19 protein-coding genes are annotated in these 22788 nt (G+C 40.1%); 6 read left to right on the top strand and 13 right to left on the bottom strand.

Features of this window, described 5'->3' with window-relative positions; translation table 11 throughout:
* Positions 1-28: 28 nt before the first annotated feature.
* From LU635_RS09475 to LU635_RS09490, 4 genes are all read right to left on the bottom strand, one after another.
* On the bottom strand, positions 29-1516 hold the full coding sequence (locus tag LU635_RS09475; protein WP_240098513.1) for a RagB/SusD family nutrient uptake outer membrane protein: 1488 nt from the start codon (positions 1514-1516) through the stop codon (positions 29-31).
* A gap of 32 nt (positions 1517-1548) precedes the next feature.
* Positions 1549-4596, bottom strand: coding sequence for a SusC/RagA family TonB-linked outer membrane protein (locus tag LU635_RS09480; RefSeq protein ID WP_240098515.1), 3048 nt, complete (start codon positions 4594-4596; stop codon positions 1549-1551).
* 136 nt (positions 4597-4732) lie between these two features.
* The gene (locus LU635_RS09485; RefSeq protein WP_240098517.1) at positions 4733-7201 is read right to left on the bottom strand and encodes a carbohydrate binding domain-containing protein; all 2469 of its coding nucleotides are present in this window, start codon (positions 7199-7201) and stop codon (positions 4733-4735) included.
* A gap of 191 nt (positions 7202-7392) precedes the next feature.
* On the bottom strand, positions 7393-8439 hold the full coding sequence (locus LU635_RS09490) for a LacI family DNA-binding transcriptional regulator (protein ID WP_240098519.1): 1047 nt from the start codon (positions 8437-8439) through the stop codon (positions 7393-7395).
* A gap of 351 nt (positions 8440-8790) precedes the next feature.
* Here LU635_RS09490 and LU635_RS09495 point away from each other — a divergent pair, with 351 nt between their 5' ends.
* On the top strand, positions 8791-9198 hold the full coding sequence (locus LU635_RS09495; protein WP_240098521.1) for a hypothetical protein: 408 nt from the start codon (positions 8791-8793) through the stop codon (positions 9196-9198).
* 112 nt (positions 9199-9310) lie between these two features.
* Here LU635_RS09495 and LU635_RS09500 read toward each other — a convergent pair whose 3' ends face one another.
* The 9 genes from LU635_RS09500 to LU635_RS09540 form a co-directional block, all read right to left on the bottom strand.
* Complete coding sequence (locus tag LU635_RS09500) at positions 9311-10027, bottom strand: ligand-binding sensor domain-containing protein (RefSeq protein ID WP_240098523.1); 717 nt, start codon at positions 10025-10027, stop codon at positions 9311-9313.
* Positions 10028-10256: 229 nt separating this feature from the next.
* Complete coding sequence (locus LU635_RS09505) at positions 10257-11441, bottom strand: molybdopterin molybdotransferase MoeA (protein ID WP_240098524.1); 1185 nt, start codon at positions 11439-11441, stop codon at positions 10257-10259.
* Between the two features lie 3 nt (positions 11442-11444).
* Positions 11445-12221 carry a sulfite exporter TauE/SafE family protein gene (locus LU635_RS09510; protein ID WP_240098526.1) on the bottom strand — a complete coding sequence of 259 codons (777 nt, stop codon included), beginning with the start codon at positions 12219-12221 and terminating at the stop codon, positions 11445-11447.
* Complete coding sequence (moeB, locus tag LU635_RS09515) at positions 12202-13269, bottom strand: HesA/MoeB/ThiF family protein (protein ID WP_240098527.1); 1068 nt, start codon at positions 13267-13269, stop codon at positions 12202-12204. The genes LU635_RS09510 and moeB overlap by 20 nt, the downstream gene beginning before the upstream one ends.
* Positions 13266-13856 (bottom strand): NTP transferase domain-containing protein, encoded by a 591-nt coding sequence (locus LU635_RS09520; protein ID WP_240098529.1) that lies wholly within the window; start codon positions 13854-13856, stop codon positions 13266-13268. Before LU635_RS09520 ends, moeB begins: the two co-directional genes overlap by 4 nt.
* On the bottom strand, positions 13846-14319 hold the full coding sequence (gene moaC / locus LU635_RS09525) for a cyclic pyranopterin monophosphate synthase MoaC (protein ID WP_240098531.1): 474 nt from the start codon (positions 14317-14319) through the stop codon (positions 13846-13848). Before moaC ends, LU635_RS09520 begins: the two co-directional genes overlap by 11 nt.
* Positions 14312-15298: a GTP 3',8-cyclase MoaA gene (gene moaA / locus LU635_RS09530; RefSeq protein WP_240098532.1), complete on the bottom strand. Its 987-nt coding sequence runs from the start codon at positions 15296-15298 to the stop codon at positions 14312-14314. Before moaA ends, moaC begins: the two co-directional genes overlap by 8 nt.
* Before the next feature lie 11 nt (positions 15299-15309).
* Positions 15310-15726 carry a molybdenum cofactor biosynthesis protein MoaE gene (locus LU635_RS09535; protein WP_240098533.1) on the bottom strand — a complete coding sequence of 139 codons (417 nt, stop codon included), beginning with the start codon at positions 15724-15726 and terminating at the stop codon, positions 15310-15312.
* A 1-nt stretch (position 15727) separates the two neighbouring features.
* Complete coding sequence (locus LU635_RS09540; protein ID WP_240098534.1) at positions 15728-15967, bottom strand: MoaD/ThiS family protein; 240 nt, start codon at positions 15965-15967, stop codon at positions 15728-15730.
* A gap of 97 nt (positions 15968-16064) precedes the next feature.
* Between LU635_RS09540 and LU635_RS09545 the strand changes: the two genes are divergently transcribed.
* The 5 genes from LU635_RS09545 to nhaA all read left to right on the top strand — a co-directional run bounded on the left by LU635_RS09545 (position 16065) and on the right by nhaA (position 22786).
* Entirely contained in the window at positions 16065-17162 is a 1098-nt protein-coding gene (locus LU635_RS09545) for an XdhC family protein (protein ID WP_341482122.1), read from the top strand.
* Entirely contained in the window at positions 17155-17757 is a 603-nt protein-coding gene (locus LU635_RS09550) for a nucleotidyltransferase family protein (protein WP_255749789.1), read from the top strand. The genes LU635_RS09545 and LU635_RS09550 overlap by 8 nt, the downstream gene beginning before the upstream one ends.
* Positions 17758-17878: 121 nt before the next feature.
* On the top strand, positions 17879-18343 hold the full coding sequence (locus tag LU635_RS09555) for a (2Fe-2S)-binding protein (protein WP_240098536.1): 465 nt from the start codon (positions 17879-17881) through the stop codon (positions 18341-18343).
* Positions 18344-18371: 28 nt separating this feature from the next.
* A complete protein-coding gene (locus tag LU635_RS09560) occupies positions 18372-20633 on the top strand; it encodes a xanthine dehydrogenase family protein molybdopterin-binding subunit (protein ID WP_240098537.1) in 2262 nt (753 codons plus the stop codon).
* 827 nt (positions 20634-21460) lie between these two features.
* Positions 21461-22786: a Na+/H+ antiporter NhaA gene (gene nhaA / locus LU635_RS09565; protein WP_240098538.1), complete on the top strand. Its 1326-nt coding sequence runs from the start codon at positions 21461-21463 to the stop codon at positions 22784-22786.
* The last annotated feature ends 2 nt before the right edge of the window (positions 22787-22788 follow it).

Below are 22788 nucleotides of genomic sequence, written 5' to 3' on the forward strand. Positions count from 1 at the left end.
CCCGAGAGTAGCCGGATTTGTTGATTTTTTAGTATCCGGGATTCTGTGATATCTGTCCTCCCGATTTATCGATCTCTCCCTGTGGAATTGGGTACAGGTAATTGAAATCCTGGAAATTCTTTCCTAGTTCGGTAAGTACCTCCTTGGCAATCTGCCATCTTTTAAGGTCCATAAATCTCTGGGATTCAAAACCAAGTTCCACTCTTCTCTCATGCATAAGTGCTGCCATGGCTTCTGACTGGGACAAGCCCTGTCCGGAATACGGAGGCAGTGCATCAGCCGGAGTCTCACTTCCGTCTACAGATTGAGTATTCCTTGCTCTTTCCCTTATTTGATCAACTATGGCAAGGCCTTCTTCCACCTCTCCAAGCTGGATAAGAGCTTCAGCTTTCCAAAGCAATACATCTGCATACCTTATATAAACCTTGTTCCCGGGAGAATCGGCATTTCCTTTAAAAGCTCCATCGGTAGAACCTAATAACTTGTGTACTTCCTGAGCCTCCACATCTACGGTATAACCTAATCTCGGGTCGTTCTCTTCAAATGCAGCTATAAAATCTTCAGAAGGTGCTACAAAGCCCCATCCCATTAATGCAGCAAGACCATTACCTTTGCTCGGGTTCACTCCCTGCTCATGGTCATAGGCAAAGATCACTTCATTTTCATTGAATTCTTTTGTCACATCAAAAGAATCAAAATAATTATCGTTCAGCGAATAAAAGCCCCAGGACTGAAGTTCATCCACATAAGATATTACACTATTCCAGTCTTCATTATACAAAGCTATTTTAGCCTGCATAGACTTTGCCGCCCCAATAGAAACTCTCCAGGGCTCTGAAGCGCTGGAATATTTTTGCTGTGGAAGCATGGAAACCGCCAGATCAAGATCAGACTTTATAAATTCTATAACCTCATCTTTGGGCGTTCTTGTAGTCACCTCATAGGCTTCAGAGAAATTCTCCAATGGTTCAGTCAATAAAGGTACATCTCCAAAATTATTAACCAGATCGAAATAATAGAAAGCTCTCAGGAAATACGCCTCTCCAAGTAATCTGTCCCTGGTAGCGGCATCCATATCAAGATTAGCTATTACCTCATCCTGTTTCAGGATATTTATGGCCTGATTAGCCCTTGCAATACCTTCATAATCATAACTCCACTGCCCATTAAAGGCCCCATTCATGGAAGTGAAATTAAAGGCAGCGATCTGATCCATCCAGGCCTGGTCACCATCTGGGTTCCATTTCTTATTCATATCTCCAGAAGCTATATCCTGAAGAATAAAATCATTTCTTAAAACGGTAGCATCATCCCAGTTCCACTCCCCAATGATATTCAGGGTACTGGAAAGAGTTTGATACGTAGAGTTTACACTTGAGGTCACAGAAGATACCGTTGGTTCGGCATTGATCTGTTCTTGCGTGATCAATCCTATTGGATCTTTCTCAAGATAGGAGTCACAGCCCGCAATAAATACGGCTGAAGCAATTATTAATATTTTAGGAATATGTCTCATTGTATTCAATTTTTTGTTACTGATTAAAGCGATTAGAATCTTGCATTTACACCAAACAACAGGGTTAAAGATTGGGGGTAAGTTCCCATATCTATCAGGTCTGTAGACTCAGGGTCAAGACCGGAGTAATCTGTAAATGTTAGCAGATTCTGTCCTGAAACATATAATCTGATATTTCCAAGACCCGATAATTTATCAGAATCAAGGCTGTATCCTAACTCCACATTCTTAAGTCGCAGGTAAGAAGCATCTTCTACAAAAATATCAGACACCTTACTACTTCCGTTGTCACTAAAGCTCACCCTTGGAATGGTGTTGGTAGAGCCTTCTCCATCCCATGCTCCTAACACTCTGTCTGAATAATTAAATGGACGTGTATCATAATCTATGATCTTTTTAAGATCATTGTACCTGTCAACATCATCTACACCCTGTAATAAAAGACTGAAATCAAAAGCCTTATAATTCAGGTTAAAGTTCATTCCGTAGCTTAGCTTGGGATTAGGATTACCTATGAAATCACGGTCATTATCATTAATGATTCCGTTTCCATCAAGATCCTTAAACTTGATATCCCCTGGTTGTTGAGGCGGGTTGGCGGTTCCAGACAAATGCTCATTTACTTCGGCCTGGTTCTGGTAAATTCCTTCCTGAACAAAACCGTAGTAAGCGTTCAAAGGATTCCCAGGCTGAGTTCTTGTTACCCTTCCATTCAAATAAGGCAGGTTGGGATGTAGGGACTGTACTTCATTTTTAAGTGTGGCCATATTTGCACTGATCTCGAAGCCAAGGGGATTATCATAATTCCTGTATGAAAGGGCAAATTCAAATCCACTGTTCTCCACTTCTCCGGCATTCAGATAAGTTGGTGAAACATCTCCAACAAACTGCGGAAGGGAAATTGGCAATAAAATATCTGCAGTATTCTTTTTGAAATAATCTGCACTACCATATAATCTGTTCTTATACAGTCCAAAATCAATACCAATATTAGCCTGGGTGGTAGTTTCCCATTTAAGATCAGGATTACCATATCTGCTTATTAGATATCTGTCGGCATCCCTTCTGTAAAGGGTAAGATATGCATAGTTTGGAATTTCCTGGTTACCCAATTGCCCCCAGCTTCCTCTAAGTTTCAATTCTGAAAGCCAATCTGTGTCCTCCATAAATTCTTCTTCAGTGATCATCCATCCCGCTGAGACTGATGGGAAATAACCCCATTTATTATCTTCTGCAAAACGGGAAGAAGCATCTGCTCTTAAATTGGCAGTTAGCATATATCTGTCACCGTACACATACGTAGTTGAAGCGAAATAAGAGAACAGAGCCCATTCTTCAGCGAGTCCTCCATTCCAAAGGTCACGATCTGTTCCACCAAAATCAAGATATCTGAAGTTAGGATCGGTGAAATCGAATCTTAACCTTGAAGCACTAAGGTTTGAGGATTCATTAACAATAAATTCTGTACCTAAAAGTGCACTTATGGAATGTTCATCAAATTCCTTATCAAAATGAAGACTGTTGTTCCAGGTAATCGTAAAGTCCTGACCTCTTGCTTCGGACAGGGAACTAGGTCGATTTTGTCTACCCAGTCCCTGGTCTATAGCTGCTCCATTCCCATCATCATCACCAAAATTTCTGTTAAATGCTTTTGAGTGGAAGAAGTTAAGATCAGCACCCAGATTGGTCTTAAATCTTAGTGATTTATCTTTAAAAATATCATACTCTCCATAGACATTTCCGAAAGTCTTGAAAGTTGAAGTTTCATCATCGGTAAAATAGGCCAAAGCTATCGGGTTCTGGCTGTATTCATATTTACTGCTTTCATAATTGTCCGGTCCCTGGTAAAATGGAAGATCGGTAAAAGGATCTTCTTCGGTATAAGTTGGATCTGAAGGGTCTTTAAATACAGGGATGTTAGGCGGACGTAAAAACGCGTGTCTTATGATTCCCGGCGCATCTCCTTTAGAAGAAATCCTGTCCTGAGTATTATAAGATATCTGAACATTGGCACCTACCTTCATACGCTCCAGCACCTGTGAACTGATATTGGTACGGAAATTCAGTTTTCTGAATTTATCGTTATCATAAACTACGGTTCCATCCTGGCCAAAGTAACCTCCAGATATCATGTAGTTGGTCTTTTCGTTTCCTCCTGAGACCGAAACATTCAGGCTATGAGTTTTTCCTAATTCGAATAATTCGTCAAGGTAATCTACATCTCCAAAGTCTGAACGGCCAATGTCTTCGGTATAAGGATTTGTTCCATCATATCCTGCATTATCCCAAGCCTGTTCTACGGTTTGCATATACTGCTCGGTATTAAGCATATTTGGAAGGTTGATCACCTTTTGGATTCCTCCAAAATAATCAACTTTAAACTGTCCTCCCTGTTTACCTTCTTTGGTCTTGATAACGATCACCCCGCCGGCGGCACGTGATCCATAGATAGAAGCAGCGGCAGCATCCTTAAGGACAGTCATCGACTGTATATCTGAAGGATTCAGGAAAGATATTTCACGGCTTGGAATTCCGTCAATAATATAAAGCGGATTGTTATTCCCGATAGTACCATTACCTCGAATTCGTACTTCGACCTCATCTCCGGGAGCACCTGTGCTTTGAGTAATATTTACCCCGGCTACCTGCCCCTGCAGTGCCTGTGTTACTTCAGAAACCCTTCTGGATTCTAATTTGTCGATATCTACAGAAGAAATTGCTCCTGTAATAGTGGACTCTTTCTGGGATTTATAACCTACAACCACAAGCTCATCAAGCTGGGAAATGTCTTCCTGCAGAGTCACATCTATATTGTTACGCCCCTGTACTTCGGCTTCAAAAGTCTGGTATCCTACATAGGAATATACCAGCACCGCATCACTGCCGGAAACTTCAATGGAATATTCCCCGTTAAAATCTGAAACGGTACCGTTCGAGGTTCCTTTTTCAACTACCGAAACGCCTGGTAAAGCACCACTGGAATCAGTAATTACACCTGTAACCGTCTGCGCATAAACTGCGCCTCCCGTACATACAGCCCAAATCATCAACAGGCTGAAAATCGTATTTTTTTTCATCATAATAGACCTTTCAAAAGATTAGTAATAGAGTTGATTTTTTTCATGCCATTCATTTATTAAATTCTTATTAAAAATTTTATCAGGATTTCCAGGTTAAACAGACAGTTCTTCGTTTTACTTCTGGAAAAAATTAAAACTACTGTTTCCTGTAATCGGGATCCATTTCGGGCTCACGAAGTCCGGCAAATTCATTTGCCATCAATACGAATACATTCCAGCTTAACCCTCGTGTGGAATCCCACCATTCTTCATAATTGTTCCATTTAGTTGGGATAAATTCTTTGCTGTAGGGCCAGTATGGATTCAGATGAATCTCCGCCCATAAGCGGTTCTTCATTCGTTTTTCTGCCTTTTCCCAGCCGTGTTTAAGACCGGTAACATAAGCGGTATATTCGGCCCTCAACCAGCTGCCTCCATTATAGTAATAACCATCCCGGGCATGGTTTCCGTAACTGTTCTTTCCAAACTCACCAAATGGCTGGTAGTTTTCATCCATATAGGCATAGCCACTGGCATCATTTGTTAGCCTTATACAAATAGGTGCTGTAGTTCCCATTTCAGGATAAGGAGCTTCATCAGTTTTATTCAGTGCCGGGATCTGATCCAAGTGGTTTTGCACCATCTCATCGGTGAGCATTGGTTCATTAAAGACCCAGAGTGAAAGAAATTCCGGAATCAGGTCGGTAAAACTTATTAGGTCGGGGTAATCTGTATCGAATAATAGATGCTTTCTCTCAGGATCGTAAAAATTTAAATATTCCTTTTCCGCCTTTGCTACATAATCTTCATCTATCTCTACTCCCAAGGCTTTAATGGTCTTGAGTGCTACAGCAAACATTCCCTGGTTTGCAGCCATTCGCTGGGTTTTAGGATGGTATTCCATGACATCTATCTGGCTCATTGAAAAATGGGAAGCACAAACTGCATCGCGGTCTTCATCAAATTCATTCAGGATATACTCTGCGGCAAGTTTTATCTTTTCCTGTGGCAACTCCATGCCAAACCGCCTTTTATTGAGCAATCCCCAAATAAGCCATTCTATAGTTGCTTCATTATCCTTGGCTTCTACCGACCCCATATAAGGCGTGATAATAGTACCAATAGCACCACGTGGCGTCTGGGTTCTGGCCCATTGATTCCAGATGGAAATATTGAGTTCTTTGTTATAGGTTGAAATAACGGACCAAAATGAATCCCTGTTATACATATCCGGCGAATAATTCATATTAGGCACATTAAAAGCGGTGAAATCATCCACGGAAGTAATCCAGGTCATCATCTGGAAATTTGCGTATAGCATCTTTTCAATTTCAGACCCCTGAAAACCCATTCCTTCAGCAAGCCTTGTTTTTGTGGAAATTTTAAATTGTTTCTGGTCTTTCCAGGGCTCAGAAAAAATATAAGTAACCTTTTCTATGGGTTCACCTAAAGTCAGCCTATTATAAGGTCTTTCAAATGGGTGGTTTTCCTCTATTCTCAGATCTTTCAACTTTAAAGAACCATTTTCCGGATTATTGACACCTATGAACATCATAATGCTGTCCTTATCGATATAGGGTACCAAAACGCTTCCTTTAAACCGGGTCCATTCTTTGGTATTTACCGGAAAATTATCAATATACTTGATGCCGTGTTCCAGTTCTTTTGTCCTTTCCCCATTTTTTACCCTGTATAATTTCAGGGAAACAGGAGCATTAGCTTTAGCGAGGAATGAAACAGTATACACCTTCTGGTCCCTCATAGGCGTTATTAGTTCCATTCCCGCTTTGCTATTGTCTTTAAAATTCAGTTCTGTTATACTGTCTTTTCTCTCAATCTCAAGATTACCTACTTTCCTGAAGTCTTCAGGAAGGTCAAGCTCTTTAACCGTTCCCCTGTCAAGAACATCCATTTCCCCGAAAGTGTACTGTATATAGTCATTTCCGGAGTTTTGTTCTTCCTGAGTGGCAACGGAAAGAAGACGTACATCAGGGAGAACCCTCATCCCAATCATTCCTCCTCCACGTCCACTAAAGCGTCTACGGGTGGTTCTGGTAAAATGATTCTTATAGCCCGGATCTGTTAAAAACCCAACTACATTTCCCTGAGGGGTTATAAAACCTGCTGAAGGATATAATTCGTGAACAAGGCCGCCGGGGAAATTCCCATGCTCAAAAGTTATGTAACGTTCCGGCCGCTTTGCGGGAATATTCTTAACGCCAAGACTATAGTAAAGAGTGGGAATGGAAGGCTGAAATAGCCGTATTGTCTTTTTTATAAGATTCGGACTTATCCGGTCATATTCTACCTCGACTGATAAGTTTGAATCAAATCTATCCAGATAAATATCTTTTTGAAGACTGATTCCGGTTTCTGACTTATTAAAAGATGAAGCTCTAAAATTCTTTATTTCATGCTGGACACTTAAGTCAAGGTTGGAAAGCTTCAGAGAGAATTCTCCGTCAGCAACAACTAATAGCTCCTCTCCGTCAAGTACATTTACAGAATACCCTGACTGCTCATTCCCGGAAACTTCCAGATTTAGATCCTGAGCCAATCCTGAATACGATCCTCCCAAAATTATAACTCCGATAAATAACAAATAAAAGGTTCGGTAAACAGTCATTCTTCTTGATTTAGAGTTGAAAATCAGCTTAAGTGTTAGTTTAATTTTTTACATCTTGGTAAATCGTTTTACTAAATCGATTTAGTAAAACGATTTACTTGAGGGCTAATATAGATATCATGTTCCTATTTACCAAACTATTCTGGTAGAGAATTATTCTTAAAATTTAAAGGAAAAGCAAAAAAAAGGGTTTAAATTGAATTATTCTCAGAAACACGACTAGAGGAAATTCTTTCTATCAATTGTCCCTTCAAAACTTTCCGAAATTTAGAAGATTCTTTAAAATCGCTTTCCAGCAAATTTAAGGTTCCCTTAATAAGTTCATTGGCCAATTGACTAACCGGTTGTGATATAACACTAATAGGTGGCGAATACAGCTCAAAAAGATCGCGGTCGTCAAAAGTAAGTACCGAGACATCCTCCGGGATTTTAAGAGACATTTCCTTTAGGGTCTTAAGCCCGCTTATAGCAAGGCTGTTAGTAGCAAATAACAAGGAGTCTATTTGTGGATTCCTTTTAATAAAATCATAAATCTTCTTTCTGCCTGTCAGGGTTTTTACTTCATCGAATGGAATAAGTACAGAGCGGTCTTTCTGGCCATTTTCTGCCATCACCTGCTGATAACCCTGAAGTCTTTCAAGAGTTGGGGAAATATCAGATTTAAGTCCTACAAATCCAACATTCTGAAATCCGTTATCCAGAAGATATCTTGTGGCCCGCGTTGAACTTGCCAGATTGTCCAAAACCACATAATTATGCTCAAAATCGTCATAATACCTGTCAAATACCATAACCGCCTGTTTATTCTCTCTGATAAGTTTTTCCATTTCATCTTTGAATCCCTCCGGCGGAGTAATAATAAAGGCATCTACCTGTCTATCCTTAAAAAGATCAAGTAACTCCAGTGCCCTTTCTTTTTTATTTTCGGTACTACAGTAGATGATCTTATACCCATTTTCAAAAGCAATTTCTTCCATCTCCTTGGCTATAGCTGAAAAAAACGGGTCAGAAATATCCTCGGCCATGAAAACTATAGTCTTGGATTTACCGGTTCTAAGAGTTTGAGCAGTAGTATTTGGTTTATAACCCACCTTTTCGATATAATCCTCAACCTTCTCGATAACTTCCTTACTTATCCTGTTTTTCGCTTTATTATTAATAATAAATGAGATAGTTGTAGTAGAGATCCCCAGCTCCTTAGAAATATCTTTAATAGATATTTTTCGCTTTTTTTTCATCTTAAATTAGATTATAAAATTCTGTGTATGGTATATAGTATTCAAAAGCTTTTAAGGGGACCAGAAAGTTAAAGCCAATGATGAATTAAAAATCAAAGTTATTAAAATCACCTTCATAAGCCAAGACATCTAAATTATTTACCATATTATATTGAATTAGATCTGGTTTAAAGGCACCGTGTTACATAATCAAGAGGTTCTAATTCTGAAGGCATCACCTTATGGGTTAAATTTCAGTATAAAAACCATCAAAGTATTTTTCCTTCTTTTAGGAAACCGAATACTACTGTTTGAATTTATTATCATTATTTTTATCTAATAAAATATAGTGATGCATTTATAAATAAGAGCATGGAGTTTTTTAGAAAAATCAGTGTAAAAATAGGTGAAGAAGAATTACAGAATTCTCTGCAGGTTTCCAACCTGGAAGAAATAAGTACTAACATTTTTAATTTGGATATCCCTGGCGATGACGAAGTATACATTGGCGGAATATGGGGAGAATTCACATTACGCCGAACCAGGATAAGAGGAGGTATACGCTTTGCTCTATTAGAGTGTCCTAATGCACTTTGCTGGACCGTCACTACAGGCATTACTCCGGAAAGTGACTCAATCACCATTCATTTAACAGTAAATCGACCACAAAGAAATTCGGAGTTTATTGAAGAAGTTGAAGATTTTTTAAATGACCATTCCAGTTGCCTAGAGAAGTTTTTATCACCAAAACAGAGGGAAAATATTTACACTAGTCTATAGAAGTAATTTAAACTGAAAGTCAATTTTTTATACGGCCAGCCAGTGTTGCTTCCAATAGAAAAGACGGTTAAATAAGTTTTAACCGCCCCTTCATCATTTTAAAATAAACAACCTAGCCTTGCATTTTTTCTTTTCCTTTGCGTTTGGTAAGTATAATCCCATTGCTACGGGTACCAATTATAAAGGTAGAGTCATTCAATCTCGCGAGATCGGTCACACTATAGTCTTTATTAAGGCCGGTGAGTTTTACCATTTCTCCGGTTTGGGTATCTATTTTGTAAAGCCCCGAATCTGTTCCGGCAAGAATACTATTGGCTATATAATGAACAGTTTGAACATTGGGAAGATTCTGAACCCTTTCCACCTTTGTGTTGTCGCCATTATGGGTTAATTTCCAAAGACCGTTAAAACAACCTACCCAAAGATTTCCATCTTCATCTTCAGCAAAGAATTTGACTAAGGAAGGGCGTAAATTACCCGATAATTCAATTTTCTTGAAATTATTTTCACCTTCATCAAAGTAAGCGATCCCATTTTCACCACCTATCCAGATTTTATTACCGGAGTCAATAAAAATAGTCCGGATGCGTGTTCCAAATTCATCTGGCAATCCGTCATATTTATTATATGTTTCAGAATTTTTAGAATTATATCTTATAACTCCCTCTTCAGTAGCCATCCATATATTGCCGATGGAATCCTGAGAGATAGCATAGACAATACTCTGATTAACCCCTTCCTCATATGACAGTTTCTGAAATTGGAGTTGTTGTTGAGCAATTATAAATGAGCTCCAAAAAAATAATAATATCAGAAGTAATTTCTTCAAACTGAATTTTTAAATAAGATATTTAAAATATTTGAGATCTTAGTTGAAACCGTTCTTTAGAATGGTCCATATCAAATTTAGAATCGAGAATACAAGAAATACAATTGCAAAATTTAACAGGGAAATAAACGATTTATTTAAGTAACAGAGGTTTGAAAATAATCCGGAATGGATCACTTACAGTTAATGTGCGACTCCTTAAGGTTAAAAAGGAATCCTTTTGAAATAATCACCTGAAAGGAATATAACTAAAAACAGATCCTACCTTAAAAGCTGATTGCTTATCAACTTTTATCACTCCCGAAGCTTTGCTGAGACTAACTAGATCGCCCGAGCCGTTCCCGTTTACCAGATCTCCGGTCAAAACAGCTTTTTCATGATTGGCAGAAACAAGAAGGAACTTGGTAAGATCAGTAGGATTTTCTACCTCATCATTCATCCTGATCTCATATTTTTTTGATGACTGCCCCAAACACGCGTCCATCCAGTCGTTAAAATAAATATGAAAATTCACATAAGTACTAACAGGATTTCCTGGAAAAGCGAAAATATGTGTTTTATATTCCTGGTGAATTCCAAACCAGAATGGCTTACCCGGCTGCTGGGCCACCCGGTGGAATTTCTTCTGAACCGATAGTTTCTCAAAGATTTCCGGCAGGTAATCATATTTTCCCTTTGAGACTCCGCCGCTAAGGACGAGAACATCGAAATCCTGAAGGGCTTCCCGGATTCGCTTCTCAAGGATTTTCTTTTCATCCGGAATATGCATTAATTCACTTTCAATATTCAGTTGTTTCAAAAGAGCCTGGAGAGTATAAGAGTTAGAAGTCCTAATCTGGTGAATCTCGGGAACCTGATCTATAGGTACGAGCTCATTTCCGGTCGAAATAATCGCAACCTTCGGAAGTTTTTTCACCCTGAGACTTTCCTTCCCCACACTGGCAAGAATACCAATATTCTGTGATGAGATCTGTTCTCCTTTCTCAAGAATCAGCTCATCCTTCTGTTGATCACTTCCTTTTCTATGGATATTCTGTTCTGGTTTTGGACTACTGCTTATCCTTGCTTTGCCATTCTCAATATCAACTTCTTCATACATGATAACTGCATCACAGTTAAGAGGAAGCACAGCTCCGGTCATAATTTCCAGGCAATGAGCGGGATCCTGAAGTTTCTTTTGGGGGTCACCGGCCGCACACACGCCTTCAATCCTTAAAGGATTGTTTATTTTTACATGTTCAGCATTCACCGCGATCCCGTCTTTTGTAGATCGGTTAAACGGAGGGAAATCCCTGTCGGCAAGGATATCTTCAGACAGAACGCGGCCAATACTATCCATGATATGGACCTGGGTTTCACCAAAATCCTTTACTGTTTCAATCACTATTTTATGAGCTTCCGTATAACTTATCATGATCTAAAAAATTTCTATTCCGTTCACTAAAAGCACCCTGACCCCTACTATAAAGACCATCAGCGCGGTAATTAATTTTATTCCTTTACTGGTAAGTCTTTTAATACTTAGTCTTATTCCTATCTGGCCACCAATAAAAACAGCGAGCATAAGGAACAGTATCTCAGGCATGGGAACCTCCAGCGTTTGGTTTACAGCCAGCCCCGTTAATCCCGAAACTGAATTCACCAGTATAAAGAAACTTGCCAGGGCCGCGATGCTAATAGATCTATCCCATTTTAAATGGTTGAGTACCGGAGCGAGAAAAATTCCGCCGCCTATCCCTACCATTCCTGATAGCAAGCCTATGGAACCTCCTATAATATAAGCTAAAACAGGATGGTACTCCCTGATCTCTTCTGAAGTCTTTGGATTTTTCAAGGTTTGCCAGGCCAAAAAGATGGCAGACAGGATTAGAGCCACCCCCAGAATACTGAAAAAGACCTGCTCCCTTAATTTGAACAAAGCTCCCACAAAAGCCAGTGGAATACTTGTAATAATAAAGGGCAGGAATTTTCGCAGGTTAAAATGTCCATTTCTCCAGTACAGGAAGGTACTCCCGGTTACCACCACAAGATTGCAAATGAGACCGGAACTGCGAATTATAAAAAAGCTGGTGAAGAACAAGGTGAGAATGGCCAGGTAACTTGAACCGCCGCCAAAACCTATCGAGGAATACAGAATTGCGATCACAAAAAATCCAAGACTTATTAATAGCAATTCACTTACCGGCAATGACATATTTTTTTATACTATTTATCCCTCCTTCTACATTTTTCAGCTTCGTAAATTTTTTTTCTTTTAAAATTTCCACCGCCTTCCGGCTTCTCATACCCGACTGACAAATAAGATATATTTCCTTTTCCCTGTCCAGAAAAGCAATATTATTTTGAAGCTGATCAAGCGGAATATTGACCGACTGCTCCAGGCTGAAACCTGAAAATTCTTCGGGGCTTCGAACATCAATGATCTGGATTTCTGTTGATGCTCTTATTTTTTCAAATTCCGAACTCTCTATAGAATCCATAGAACATGGTACCTGATAGGAATCCTGAAGCTGCGAAATATCAGAGTTTTTAGTATCCTTCCGGAATTTCATATGATGAATACTTTGACGCAGGCCATCATAGATCAATAATTTACCTGAAAGCACCTCGCCAATGCCGGTTACGAGCTTTACTGCTTCCAGAGCCTGAAAAGTCCCTATGATTCCCGGAAGAACCCCTAAAACACCATTTGTATTGCAATCAGGTATCTCGTTTGCTTCTGGCATTTTTGGAAAAAGACATCTGTAGGTAGGTCCATCTTTATAATTGAAAACAGACACCTGGCCTTCAAAGTCATGTAAAGCTCCATAAACAAAGGGCTTTTTTTGTATCACACAAATATCATTAACCAGGTATCGTGTGGTGAAATTATCTGAACAGTCGATAATCAGGTCAAAATCCCTGGCAATCTCTGAAGCATTCTCCCTGTTGAAAAATGTTTCAAAAGTGACAATATTAGTCTCGGAGTTCTGAGCCTTTAACTTAGCGCTGATAACTTCGATCTTCGATTTTCCAAGATCGTTTTCAGAATAAATAACCTGGCGCTGAAGATTGCTCAGGTCTACTTTATCATTTTCAACGATCCCAAGGGTTCCCACACCCATGGCATTCAGGTATTGCAAAACAGGGATTCCCAGACCACCGGCTCCTATCACCAGGACCCTGGCCTTTGAAAGCTTCTCCTGCCCTTCTTTTCCGAATTGAGGAAGCCTGGTCTGCCTTATGTATCGGGATTCATTCAAGTTTCACTTAATATTTTCTGTACTTCCCTGTAATCCTTTTCATCGTTGGCATTCATTAAGACCAGATCATCTTCTGGATGAATGATCTTAATATCAGAATTGATAAGGAATTTACGCGGACAGGTATTTCCGGTTTCTGAGATGAATTCCTTAGCCAGGTTAAAACTTCTGGGTTCCCAGATAGCACATAAAGGTTCCGGCAAATCTGAGCCTGAAACTGCATAAGCCGTGGCAACTTTTTGTCTATCCCTTTCTGCAACCAGTTTTAAAAGAGCCTCTTTATTCAGTAAAGGCAGATCTGTAGCCACTATCAGCCACGCAGCTTCCGGATGTGTTTTATGTGCGCTTTGCATTCCATTTTGTGGCCCGCGAACTTCGTCCATATCAGCAATTGTGCTGAAGTTTTCAGGAATTGTACCTTCCTGATCTTTTCGAACGCTTAAAAAAACCTCATCACAAACCTCCCGAAGCATTTCATACAAATGATCACGCTGGGGTTTTCCGTGGTATTTTAAAACACCCTTGTCCATTCCCATCCTGGAACTTTTACCTCCTGCCAGTACCAGGCCGTATAACTTAGTTTCCATAATCCTTTTTTCCTCCGGTCTTTTTCTCCAGTTGAATATCTGAGATCACAATCTCATGACTCAGGGCCTTTGTCATGTCGTATATAGTTAGCGCTGCAGCAGAAACCCCGGTAAGCGCTTCCATCTCCACTCCTGTTCTTTCAGAACATTTCACCTCACAGCTAATTTCGAGACAATCATTTCCCGGCTCTATCTCTATACCTATCTTTGAAAGTTTCAGCGGATGGCAGAGAGGTATGATATCTGAAGTTTTCTTTACGGCCTGAATTCCCGCAATAACCGCTGTTTGAATTACGCTCCCTTTTTTACTTAGAAAATCCTGCTGCTGCAGATCATTAAAAATTTCAGAAGGAAAGATCACTTTCCCTGATGCCCTTGCATACCGGGAAGTAACTTCCTTTTCGGAAACATCCACCATTCGTGGATTTCCAGCCGAATCTATATGAGTTAGTTTTTTATCCACCTATGCTCGTCATTGAATTTGAATATATATCAGTGCTTCGCTCCTCAGCCTCAAAACCATTTTTTGCCCTGTTTGAAATAGCTGCCAGGATCTCATTTTCCACAGGCCTGTCTTCCGGTGAATTCCTCAAAATATCTCTCAGGTTCTTTGATGCGGTCGCGTAAAGGCAGGTGATCACATCACCGGTTGCGGTGACCCGGAGACGGTTACAGCTTCCGCAGAAATTACGGGTGAATGATGGGATGATCCCAAAACTACCCTTATAGCCTTTGATCCTGTAGTTCACTGAAGTGGAAGTCTTTTCAGATTCCAGTTTACTGATATCACCGTAATGTGAAGCGATATACTCATATATTTTACTGTGGTTCCATTTGATCTTCTGAAAGCTCCTGCTGCCTCCATTAAAAGGCATTTCCTCCAGGAATCTTACTGAAACCTGATAATGTTTGGTGAGTCTTTCTATAATTGGAATTATATCCTGAATGTTCTGATTGTCCAGAACAATGAAATTCACCTTAACATCAAAACCCTCCTGGATCAGTTTTAAAAGATTTTGATACACAGTCGCGAACTGCTCCCTCCGGCTTATCTTATTGAAAGTGGGTTCTTCAATAGCATCCAGGCTAAGATTGATCCTCGTAATTCCCAAAGCTTTTAATTCAGGAATATGTTTTTCGATTAAAGAAGCGTTGGTGGTGATACTTATTTCTTCAAGTTCATCCAGTGTTTTGAGCCTTCTAAGGAGTTGCATAAGGTCCTTCCTCATAAAGGGCTCCCCCCCGGTAATCCTTATCTTTCTAATGCCCTGGCCAACCAGCACCTTACTTAGGCGGAAAAGCTCATCAATTGATAAAAGATCCTTACTGTCTGCAAAATTAATCCCTTCAGCAGGCATACAATAGTTGCATCTGAGGTTACATCTGTCAGTGACCGCAAGACGCAGGTAATCTATTTTTCGATTATGGTTATCTATCAGCATTTAATTCAACTTTAGGGATGGGCGCTAACCCAGACTTCATCATCATCAAAAAATTCCTTTTTCCAGATTGGCACTTTTTCTTTCAGGGTATCAATGAGATACCTGCAGGCTTCAAAGCTGCTATCCCGGTGTGCAGAAGATGCACCAACGATCACTACAGGTTCCTGTACTTTTTTATTTCCAACAGCGTGCTTGATGATCACCTTGTTAAGATCCCATTTCTGTTCAATCTCATCGGCGATCCTGTTCATTTCCTTTAGCGCCATATTTTCATAGGCTTCAAAAAAGAGATGTGAGACCTTTCTTTTTTTAGTGGCCTCCCTTACCGCACCAAAGAACACACAAATAGCGCCGCTACCGGGATGAGAAAGTTCGTCATAAACCTTCCCCGGATCCAAATCTTCAACAAGTTCAATGATTCTTTCCATATTAACCTCCACTAACCGGGGGAATTAACGCAATTTCATCATTTACCGAGATCGCTTCAAAGTCTTCAGCTAATTCTTCGTTTATCGCAAAATTAAGAGATGATAAGTCCTTTAACCGGGGATATTTTGCATTCAGCAGATCCCGCAGCTCACCTACGGTACCAATTTCTTTAAGATCCCTGGCATCAACCATAGTTTCTCCAACAATATCCCTGGTGATACCGAAAAAAAGAATTTTCATTACAGTTTTATTTTAAATGTAAGAAAACTGTTCGTAAAAGCTATGTCTTTACATCTAATTTTCCGTTTAGTGAAATTTCCAAAGTGGAAGAATAGGCATGGAATTCACTTGGAATAGGATCGAATCTAAATTTCTTGCAGGATTTTCCCAATTGAGCTATCTTCAAATCATGACGCATGAATTCAGGAAACTAATAGAAGTCGCTTTTCTTAACGGGCAGAAGAATATTCGAAACGTTCTTGCCAGTGTAGTGGCACTCGAGGGCTCCTCTTACAGGAAGCCCGGTGTTCGCATGCTCATTTCTGAAGAAGGTAAGATGACAGGAGCAGTAAGCGGAGGATGTGTAGAGAAAGAGGTTTTCCATCAGGCCCAGGAAGTCTTTGAAACAGGTAAACCGAAAATGATGACCTATGACGGAAGATACCGGCTTGGGTGCGAAGGGATTCTTTATATACTTCTGGAGCCTTTTGAGATCGACAGGAAAACTCATAATATTTTTGAGGAAATTTTCCGAACAAGGCAGTCGTTCAGGCTTATTTCAGAGTATGACAAGAATATCGAAACTGAAGCTGTCTTAGGGACTCATGCACAGATTGCGGATTCTGAAAAGATCAGTTTTTGGAAGCGATTACAGAAAGAAGCTGAAGTCAGTTTGCTATTTGAGCAGGAAATGTCTCCTCTTTTTAAACTCCTGATCATCGGCGCTGAACACGATGCGGTACAATTATGCAGCCTCGCCTCAATGATGGGCTGGGAAGTGGATGTGGTGGATTCACCGAAGGACCCGAAGAAACCGGATAATTTCCCCGGCATTAATAATCTGTACCATCTTTTCTCCGAACAGCTTTCAGAACTAACATTCGATAAAAATATGGCTGTGGTGCTCATGAACCATAGTTATGTGACCGACCTGAAATTCCTTATCTCGTTAAAGGATCTTGAGCTCCCATATATTGGTGTTTTGGGATCGGTTAAACGAAGAGAGAAGCTTTTTAATGAATTGCTCGAAAGAGCTCCCGAACTTGAGGAGAATTTCTTTGATTCGATCTACAGTCCGGCCGGTATAAAGATTGGAGCCGAGACTCCACAGGAGATAGGGGTTTCGATCATTTCAGAAATACTTTCCGTGATGCGCAATAAGGACATAGGTCACCTAAGAGAGGAAAAAGGCAAAATACATTCAGAAATTGAATAATATTCATATTCTTATTCTCGCGGCCGGTTCATCTTCCCGGATGAAGAGAATCAAGCAGCTCTTAAAATTCAGGGGTAAAAGCCTGCTTCAAAATTCTTTTGATGTAGCTGTTGCTTCAAATGCCGGAAAAGTTTACTGCGTTTTAGGAGCTAATTTCGAAACAATTACAGAACACACTGATCCAACCGGAGCCATTATTCTGAACAATAAGGACTGGCAGGACGGCATGGGATCTTCCCTGGCCTATGGGGTTGATAAGATATTTGAGCAGGAAAAAGATTGTGATGGTATTCTGGTCATGCTGGCCGATCAGCCTTTGATAACAACAGGTTATCTGAACTCCATGCTTAAAGCCTTCAGAAAAAATGAAAAGCAAATCATTGTGAGTAATTATGGACAGAAAAACGGGGTTCCTGCACTGTTTTCAAACGATTTCTTTTCGCAATTAATTAATCTGAAAGGAGATGAAGGCGCTAAAAATATCATTCAGGAAAATGAGGATCTCATTATTTCACTTCCTGCCCGGGCAATGTTATTCGATATAGACACAAAAGAGGATTATTTTAAGCTCATCAATAAAGAGTATAATAAATAAACCCATTTATTTATATAAACAACTAAAAACGAGTAGATAAGATTAAAAAAATCTTTACAGACTTCGATTTCGTCGGCTTATATTTTAAAAAAAACCTTAACTTTTAGAAAAATTTTTTCGCATGGCAAATTTTAAGATCAACATCAATGGAAAGAGCCAGAATGTAGATGTAGATCCGTCTACTCCTATGTTGTGGGTCTTAAGAGACCATTTAAAACTGGTTGGAACAAAATACGGTTGCGGGATCGCCCAGTGTGGTGCCTGTACTATTCATCTGGATGGGAATGCGATACGCTCCTGCCAGTTACCAATATCAACGGTAAAGGATAAAAAGATCACCACTATCGAAGGCTTATCTGAAGACGGAGATCATCCGGTACAAAAAGCCTGGCTGGAACATGATGTTCCTCAATGTGGTTATTGTCAGGCAGGTCAGATCATGACGGCAACCGCCTTGCTGAAACGAAATCCCAGTCCGAGTGATGAGGAAATTGAAATGGCTATGAATGGAAACATCTGCCGGTGTGGTACTTATACCCGTATTAAAGCTGCTATCAAAACAGCTTCAGATTCCGATATCGCCTAATCGTCAGTTTAATTAAAAACCGGAAAAAATGACTAAAATAAAAACAGGAATAGGAAGAAGATCCTTTATAAAAAGCGTTTCTATTGCAGGAGGCGGAATGATCATCGGTTTTAACTGGCTGGCGTGTAAACGGGCTGAAGAAGCAACCGAAAATGAAGTGGCCATGCAAATGCCCGATGAGTGGTTTGAACTGAACGGGTATTTGAAGATAGGAGATAACGGAGTCGTGACCATTTATTCACCTAATCCTGAAATAGGCCAGAATGTTAAGACTTCCATGCCTATGATCGTGGCCGAGGAACTGGATGTAGACTGGAACAATGTTGTCGTAGAACAGGCACCTCTTAATACTGATATTTTCACCCGACAACTGGCAGGAGGAAGTCAGTCTATCAGGCAGGGCTGGGAATCTCTAAGAATGGCTGGTGCCACTGCAAGACAAATGTTGTTAACGGCAGCCGCCAGTGAGTGGGAAGTACCGGTATCTGAACTAAGCGTTGAGAATGGAATCATTCAGCATAAAAACAGTGACCGTTCTATAGGTTATGGCGAAATCGCGAAGGCCGCAGCACAGGTAGAGGTGCCCGAGGAAGTGGAACTTAAGGATAATGACAAATTTAAAATTATAGGCACGTCCCGTAAGAATGTAGATGCTAAAAAGATCGTGACCGGCCAGCCATTATTTGGACTGGATGTTACCCAAGATGATATGCTTATCGCCATGGTGGTGCAACCACCAGCGTTTGGAATGCAGTTAAAGTCTATGAACGCCGAAAAAGTAAAGGAGATGCCCGGAATAGTAGATGTTTTCACCATAGATACCTATCCTGAAGATATGGAGAAAGAGTGGAGCGATGTTGCCGCATTTTCGAAACTGGCAGTCGTGGTTGGGGAATCAACCTGGCAGGTGATGCAGGCTAAAAAAGAATTAAAAGTGGAATGGGACCTTAATCCTGAACTCACAAAGGATATTCAGATTTTGGAAAAATCTCTTGGCATGGATGATGCCAGTGGACTGGAGAGCAGTAAATTTCATGCCTCTCTGATGGCGGAAGTCGGTTCTAAAAAATCTGAAGTTGTGAGGCGCGATGGGGATCCTGAAAAGGCCTTTAAGAATGCATCAAGGGTAATAGAACGTTCTTATACCTGTCCTTTCCTGGCCCATAATTGCATGGAGCCAATGAACTTTTTCGCTAATGTAACAGAAGATAAAGCGGAACTGTTAGGACCAGTTCAAACGCCGGAATATGCGGAAAAAAGTGTCAATAAACGCCTGGGATTCGATCTTGAAAATATCGATATTCAAATGACGCGGATGGGAGGTGGTTTTGGCCGTAGACTTTATGGGCACTTTCTTGTAGAAGCTGCCGTGATTTCACAGAAAATGGGAAAACCGATAAAACTGGTTTATACCCGTGAGGATGATATGACTAATGGTGTTTACCGCCCTGCCTATCACGTAAAATACCGTGCTGCACTGGATGGAAATAACAATCTTACTGGTTTTCATGTAAATGCCGGTGGAATCCCAGAAAGCCCGCTTTTTGCCAATCGTTTTCCTGCAGGAGCTATCGATAATTACCTGGCGGAAAGCTGGACCCTGGAATCAAACATTTCGGTAGGTGCATTCAGGGCGCCAAGATCAAATTTCATTGCCGGAGCTGAACAATCCTTCCTGGATGAGCTCGCCGAGGAAATGGGTAAAGATCCAATACAGTTCAGACTGGATATGCTGCAAAGAGCAAAAACCGATCCTGTAGGTGAAGATAATGATTACGATGCTTCGCGTTATGCAGGAGTATTAAAACTGGTGAGAGATAAGGCCGGATGGGGTAAGGAAAGTTCAGAAATAAGCAGAGGGGTATCGGCATATTATTGCCATAATTCCTATGTGGCGCAAATCCTGGATATGAGTGTAAGTAATAACGAACCTATTATCGATAAAGTCACCTGTGCCGTAGACTGCGGAATCGTAGTAAATCCCGATGCAGCAAAAAATATGGTTGAAGGAGGAACTGTAGATGGAATTGGGCATGCTATGTATAGCCAGATGACGTTCGAGGATGGTGTTCCACAGCATAAGAACTTTGACACTTACCGATTGATACGCCACCGGGAAGCTCCTAAGGTTATAGATGTTCATTTCGTAGAGAATGGTATAGATCCTACCGGACTGGGTGAACCTCCATTTCCTCCTATCATGGGAGCTGTCGCCAATGCCTTATATAAAGCGACCGGAAAACGCTATTATGACCAGCCTTTCATGAGAGAACGAAAGGTATTAGGTTAAAATAAAATTTACATAAAAAGAAAGCCCTGCTTAAAAGCGGGGCTTTTTTCATCAAAACATTCATTCATCAATCATCTCCATGGCAGGCAAGACCAATCACATCTCGTTCTCCATAGAAAATATTTTTCATACAATAGTTTAGGGAAGTCTTACATCATATTTGGGGGTCATAACCGCATATTCTTATTCCAGAATTATAAAGTTAAGTGAGATTTTAATTATTTACAGTAACAAGAGTTACATAAGAAGCAATATATATCAGCAATTTATAATGAAAAATTTAAAAAGGGAAGGTCTATAAAAGCAAAATCCTTTCACAGTCCTTATAGAAAGACCTGCAAAAGGATTCTGAAGAATTAATAGTTTAATTCTGGTTTATTCCTTAAAATTAAACGTTGTGTACGATCACATTTACTATAGCACCTACAACTGCTAGCAATATTAGCACTAAAGCTAATGTCACTCCAATTTTGGCAAAAATGTTGAGACCTCGTAGGGAACTATTATAATTGTGAACAAAATCAGTAAAAATTTCCATACGCTATACTTTTTAAATTCACATTTAACTACATTAAATTTAAGCCCTAAGAAGCACGATTCAAAAATTAATCGTTGAACAAACAATATATTAGCCGTATAACATTCTATGGTTTTTTGGGATAATACTGCTTTCCAATTTCCTTCAAAAATGATGCTTTTTAGCCCCTAAATAATTCTTAAATTGAACCATAAACATGACTTACATCATATTGTCAGCAGTCTTTTTAACTTAATTTAAAGACCACTTAAGGTTTTTTCGCTTTTTAACCCTTCAAAAAGTAAACGCCATGAAAAAATCCGGCCTAGATGTCTACCTGTTACTTCCCATCAAAAATTTTATTGAAAAACAAACCTCGGTTGGTATAAGCCTGATTATATCAACAGTTCTGGCTATTGGAATTGCGAATTCACCTCTCTCTAGTTATTACCATGAATTCTGGAAACAGGAAATATACATAGGACTCAATGAGTTTATGATCAGGAAAAATCTGCTTCACTGGATTAACGATGGGCTCATGTCTATGTTCTTTTTTCTGATAGGCCTCGAACTCAAAAAAGAGATCATGCATGGGGAACTCTCCAGTCTAAGAAGAGCTGTTTTACCGATAGCCGCAGCGATAGGAGGTATGTTATTCCCGGCTCTCATCTACTTTTTCTTCAATTCCGGTACCGACTCCATTTCGGGATGGGGTATCCCCATGGCTACAGATATAGCTTTTGCCCTGGGAATTCTGTACCTGTTGAACGATAAGGTCCCGGTCTCTTTAAAAATATTCCTTACCGCAATCGCAATTGCCGATGATATGGGAGCCGTACTGGTAATCGCCTTCTTTTATACCGAACAGATCTCTCTACAAAGTCTGGGAATAGGCTTATTCTTTCTTCTTGTGCTGCTTGGGGCCAATTACATTGGGATAAGGAATAATCTGTTCTATGCGGTAATGGGAATCGGGGGACTCTGGCTGGCGATAATGCTTTCAGGAATACATGCCACAATAGCAGCAGTACTGGCTGCCTTCGCTATTCCTACCAGCAAAAGAATAAACACACCTGTCTTTCTCAGAAAAGTAAAACTCCTCTCCTACCACATAAAAACCCAGCTTAAAAAACCTTCCAAGAAAGCGAGGCAAAGCCAGGAAGAGATCACTGAAACCATAGGTAAATTCTCCCTCCTCACACAGGATGCCACTCCTCCACTTCAGCGACTTGAAAATGCATTACATCCTTTTGTAAGCTTCGTGGTGTTACCATTATTTGCTTTCGCCAATGCAGGGGTGAGCTTTACAGCAGAATCTTTTTCATATTTCCTAAGGCCAGTAAGTCTTGGAATCCTTCTGGGATTAATTCTGGGAAAATTCTTCGGGATTGTATTATTTACACGCCTTATGGTAGCCTTAAAAATATCCAGGCTTCCCAAAAAAGTACACTGGAAGCATATTTACGGTGTAGGCCTTCTGGGAGCGATAGGATTTACAATGTCACTTTTTATAACCGAACTGGCCTTTGATAGTGAAACCTACCTGGATCAGGCTAAAATCGGTATTTTTTCAGCTTCCTTACTAGCAGGAATAATTGGTTTTTTTTATCTGAAATATGCCAAACTTACATCCTAAAA

The sequence above is a fragment of the Christiangramia crocea genome (assembly GCF_022410465.1).
GTDB lineage: Bacteria > Bacteroidota > Bacteroidia > Flavobacteriales > Flavobacteriaceae > Christiangramia > Christiangramia crocea.

Coding starts and splice junctions, on each gene's coding strand:
- LU635_RS09475 (WP_240098513.1), bottom strand. CDS start 1,516: ATGAGACATATTCCTAAAATATTAATAATTGCTTCAGCCGTATTTATT.
- LU635_RS09480 (WP_240098515.1), bottom strand. CDS start 4,596: ATGATGAAAAAAAATACGATTTTCAGCCTGTTGATGATTTGGGCTGTA.
- LU635_RS09485 (WP_240098517.1), bottom strand. CDS start 7,201: ATGACTGTTTACCGAACCTTTTATTTGTTATTTATCGGAGTTATAATT.
- LU635_RS09520 (WP_240098529.1), bottom strand. CDS start 13,856: ATGGAAACTAAGTTATACGGCCTGGTACTGGCAGGAGGTAAAAGTTCC.
- LU635_RS09505 (WP_240098524.1), bottom strand. CDS start 11,441: ATGATAAGTTATACGGAAGCTCATAAAATAGTGATTGAAACAGTAAAG.
- LU635_RS09545 (WP_341482122.1), top strand. CDS start 16,065: ATGGAATTCACTTGGAATAGGATCGAATCTAAATTTCTTGCAGGATTT.
- LU635_RS09540 (WP_240098534.1), bottom strand. CDS start 15,967: ATGAAAATTCTTTTTTTCGGTATCACCAGGGATATTGTTGGAGAAACT.
- LU635_RS09495 (WP_240098521.1), top strand. CDS start 8,791: ATGGAGTTTTTTAGAAAAATCAGTGTAAAAATAGGTGAAGAAGAATTA.
- LU635_RS09510 (WP_240098526.1), bottom strand. CDS start 12,221: ATGTCATTGCCGGTAAGTGAATTGCTATTAATAAGTCTTGGATTTTTT.
- LU635_RS09535 (WP_240098533.1), bottom strand. CDS start 15,726: ATGGAAAGAATCATTGAACTTGTTGAAGATTTGGATCCGGGGAAGGTT.
- LU635_RS09490 (WP_240098519.1), bottom strand. CDS start 8,439: ATGAAAAAAAAGCGAAAAATATCTATTAAAGATATTTCTAAGGAGCTG.
- LU635_RS09555 (WP_240098536.1), top strand. CDS start 17,879: ATGGCAAATTTTAAGATCAACATCAATGGAAAGAGCCAGAATGTAGAT.
- LU635_RS09560 (WP_240098537.1), top strand. CDS start 18,372: ATGACTAAAATAAAAACAGGAATAGGAAGAAGATCCTTTATAAAAAGC.
- nhaA (WP_240098538.1), top strand. CDS start 21,461: ATGAAAAAATCCGGCCTAGATGTCTACCTGTTACTTCCCATCAAAAAT.
- moaA (WP_240098532.1), bottom strand. CDS start 15,298: ATGCTGATAGATAACCATAATCGAAAAATAGATTACCTGCGTCTTGCG.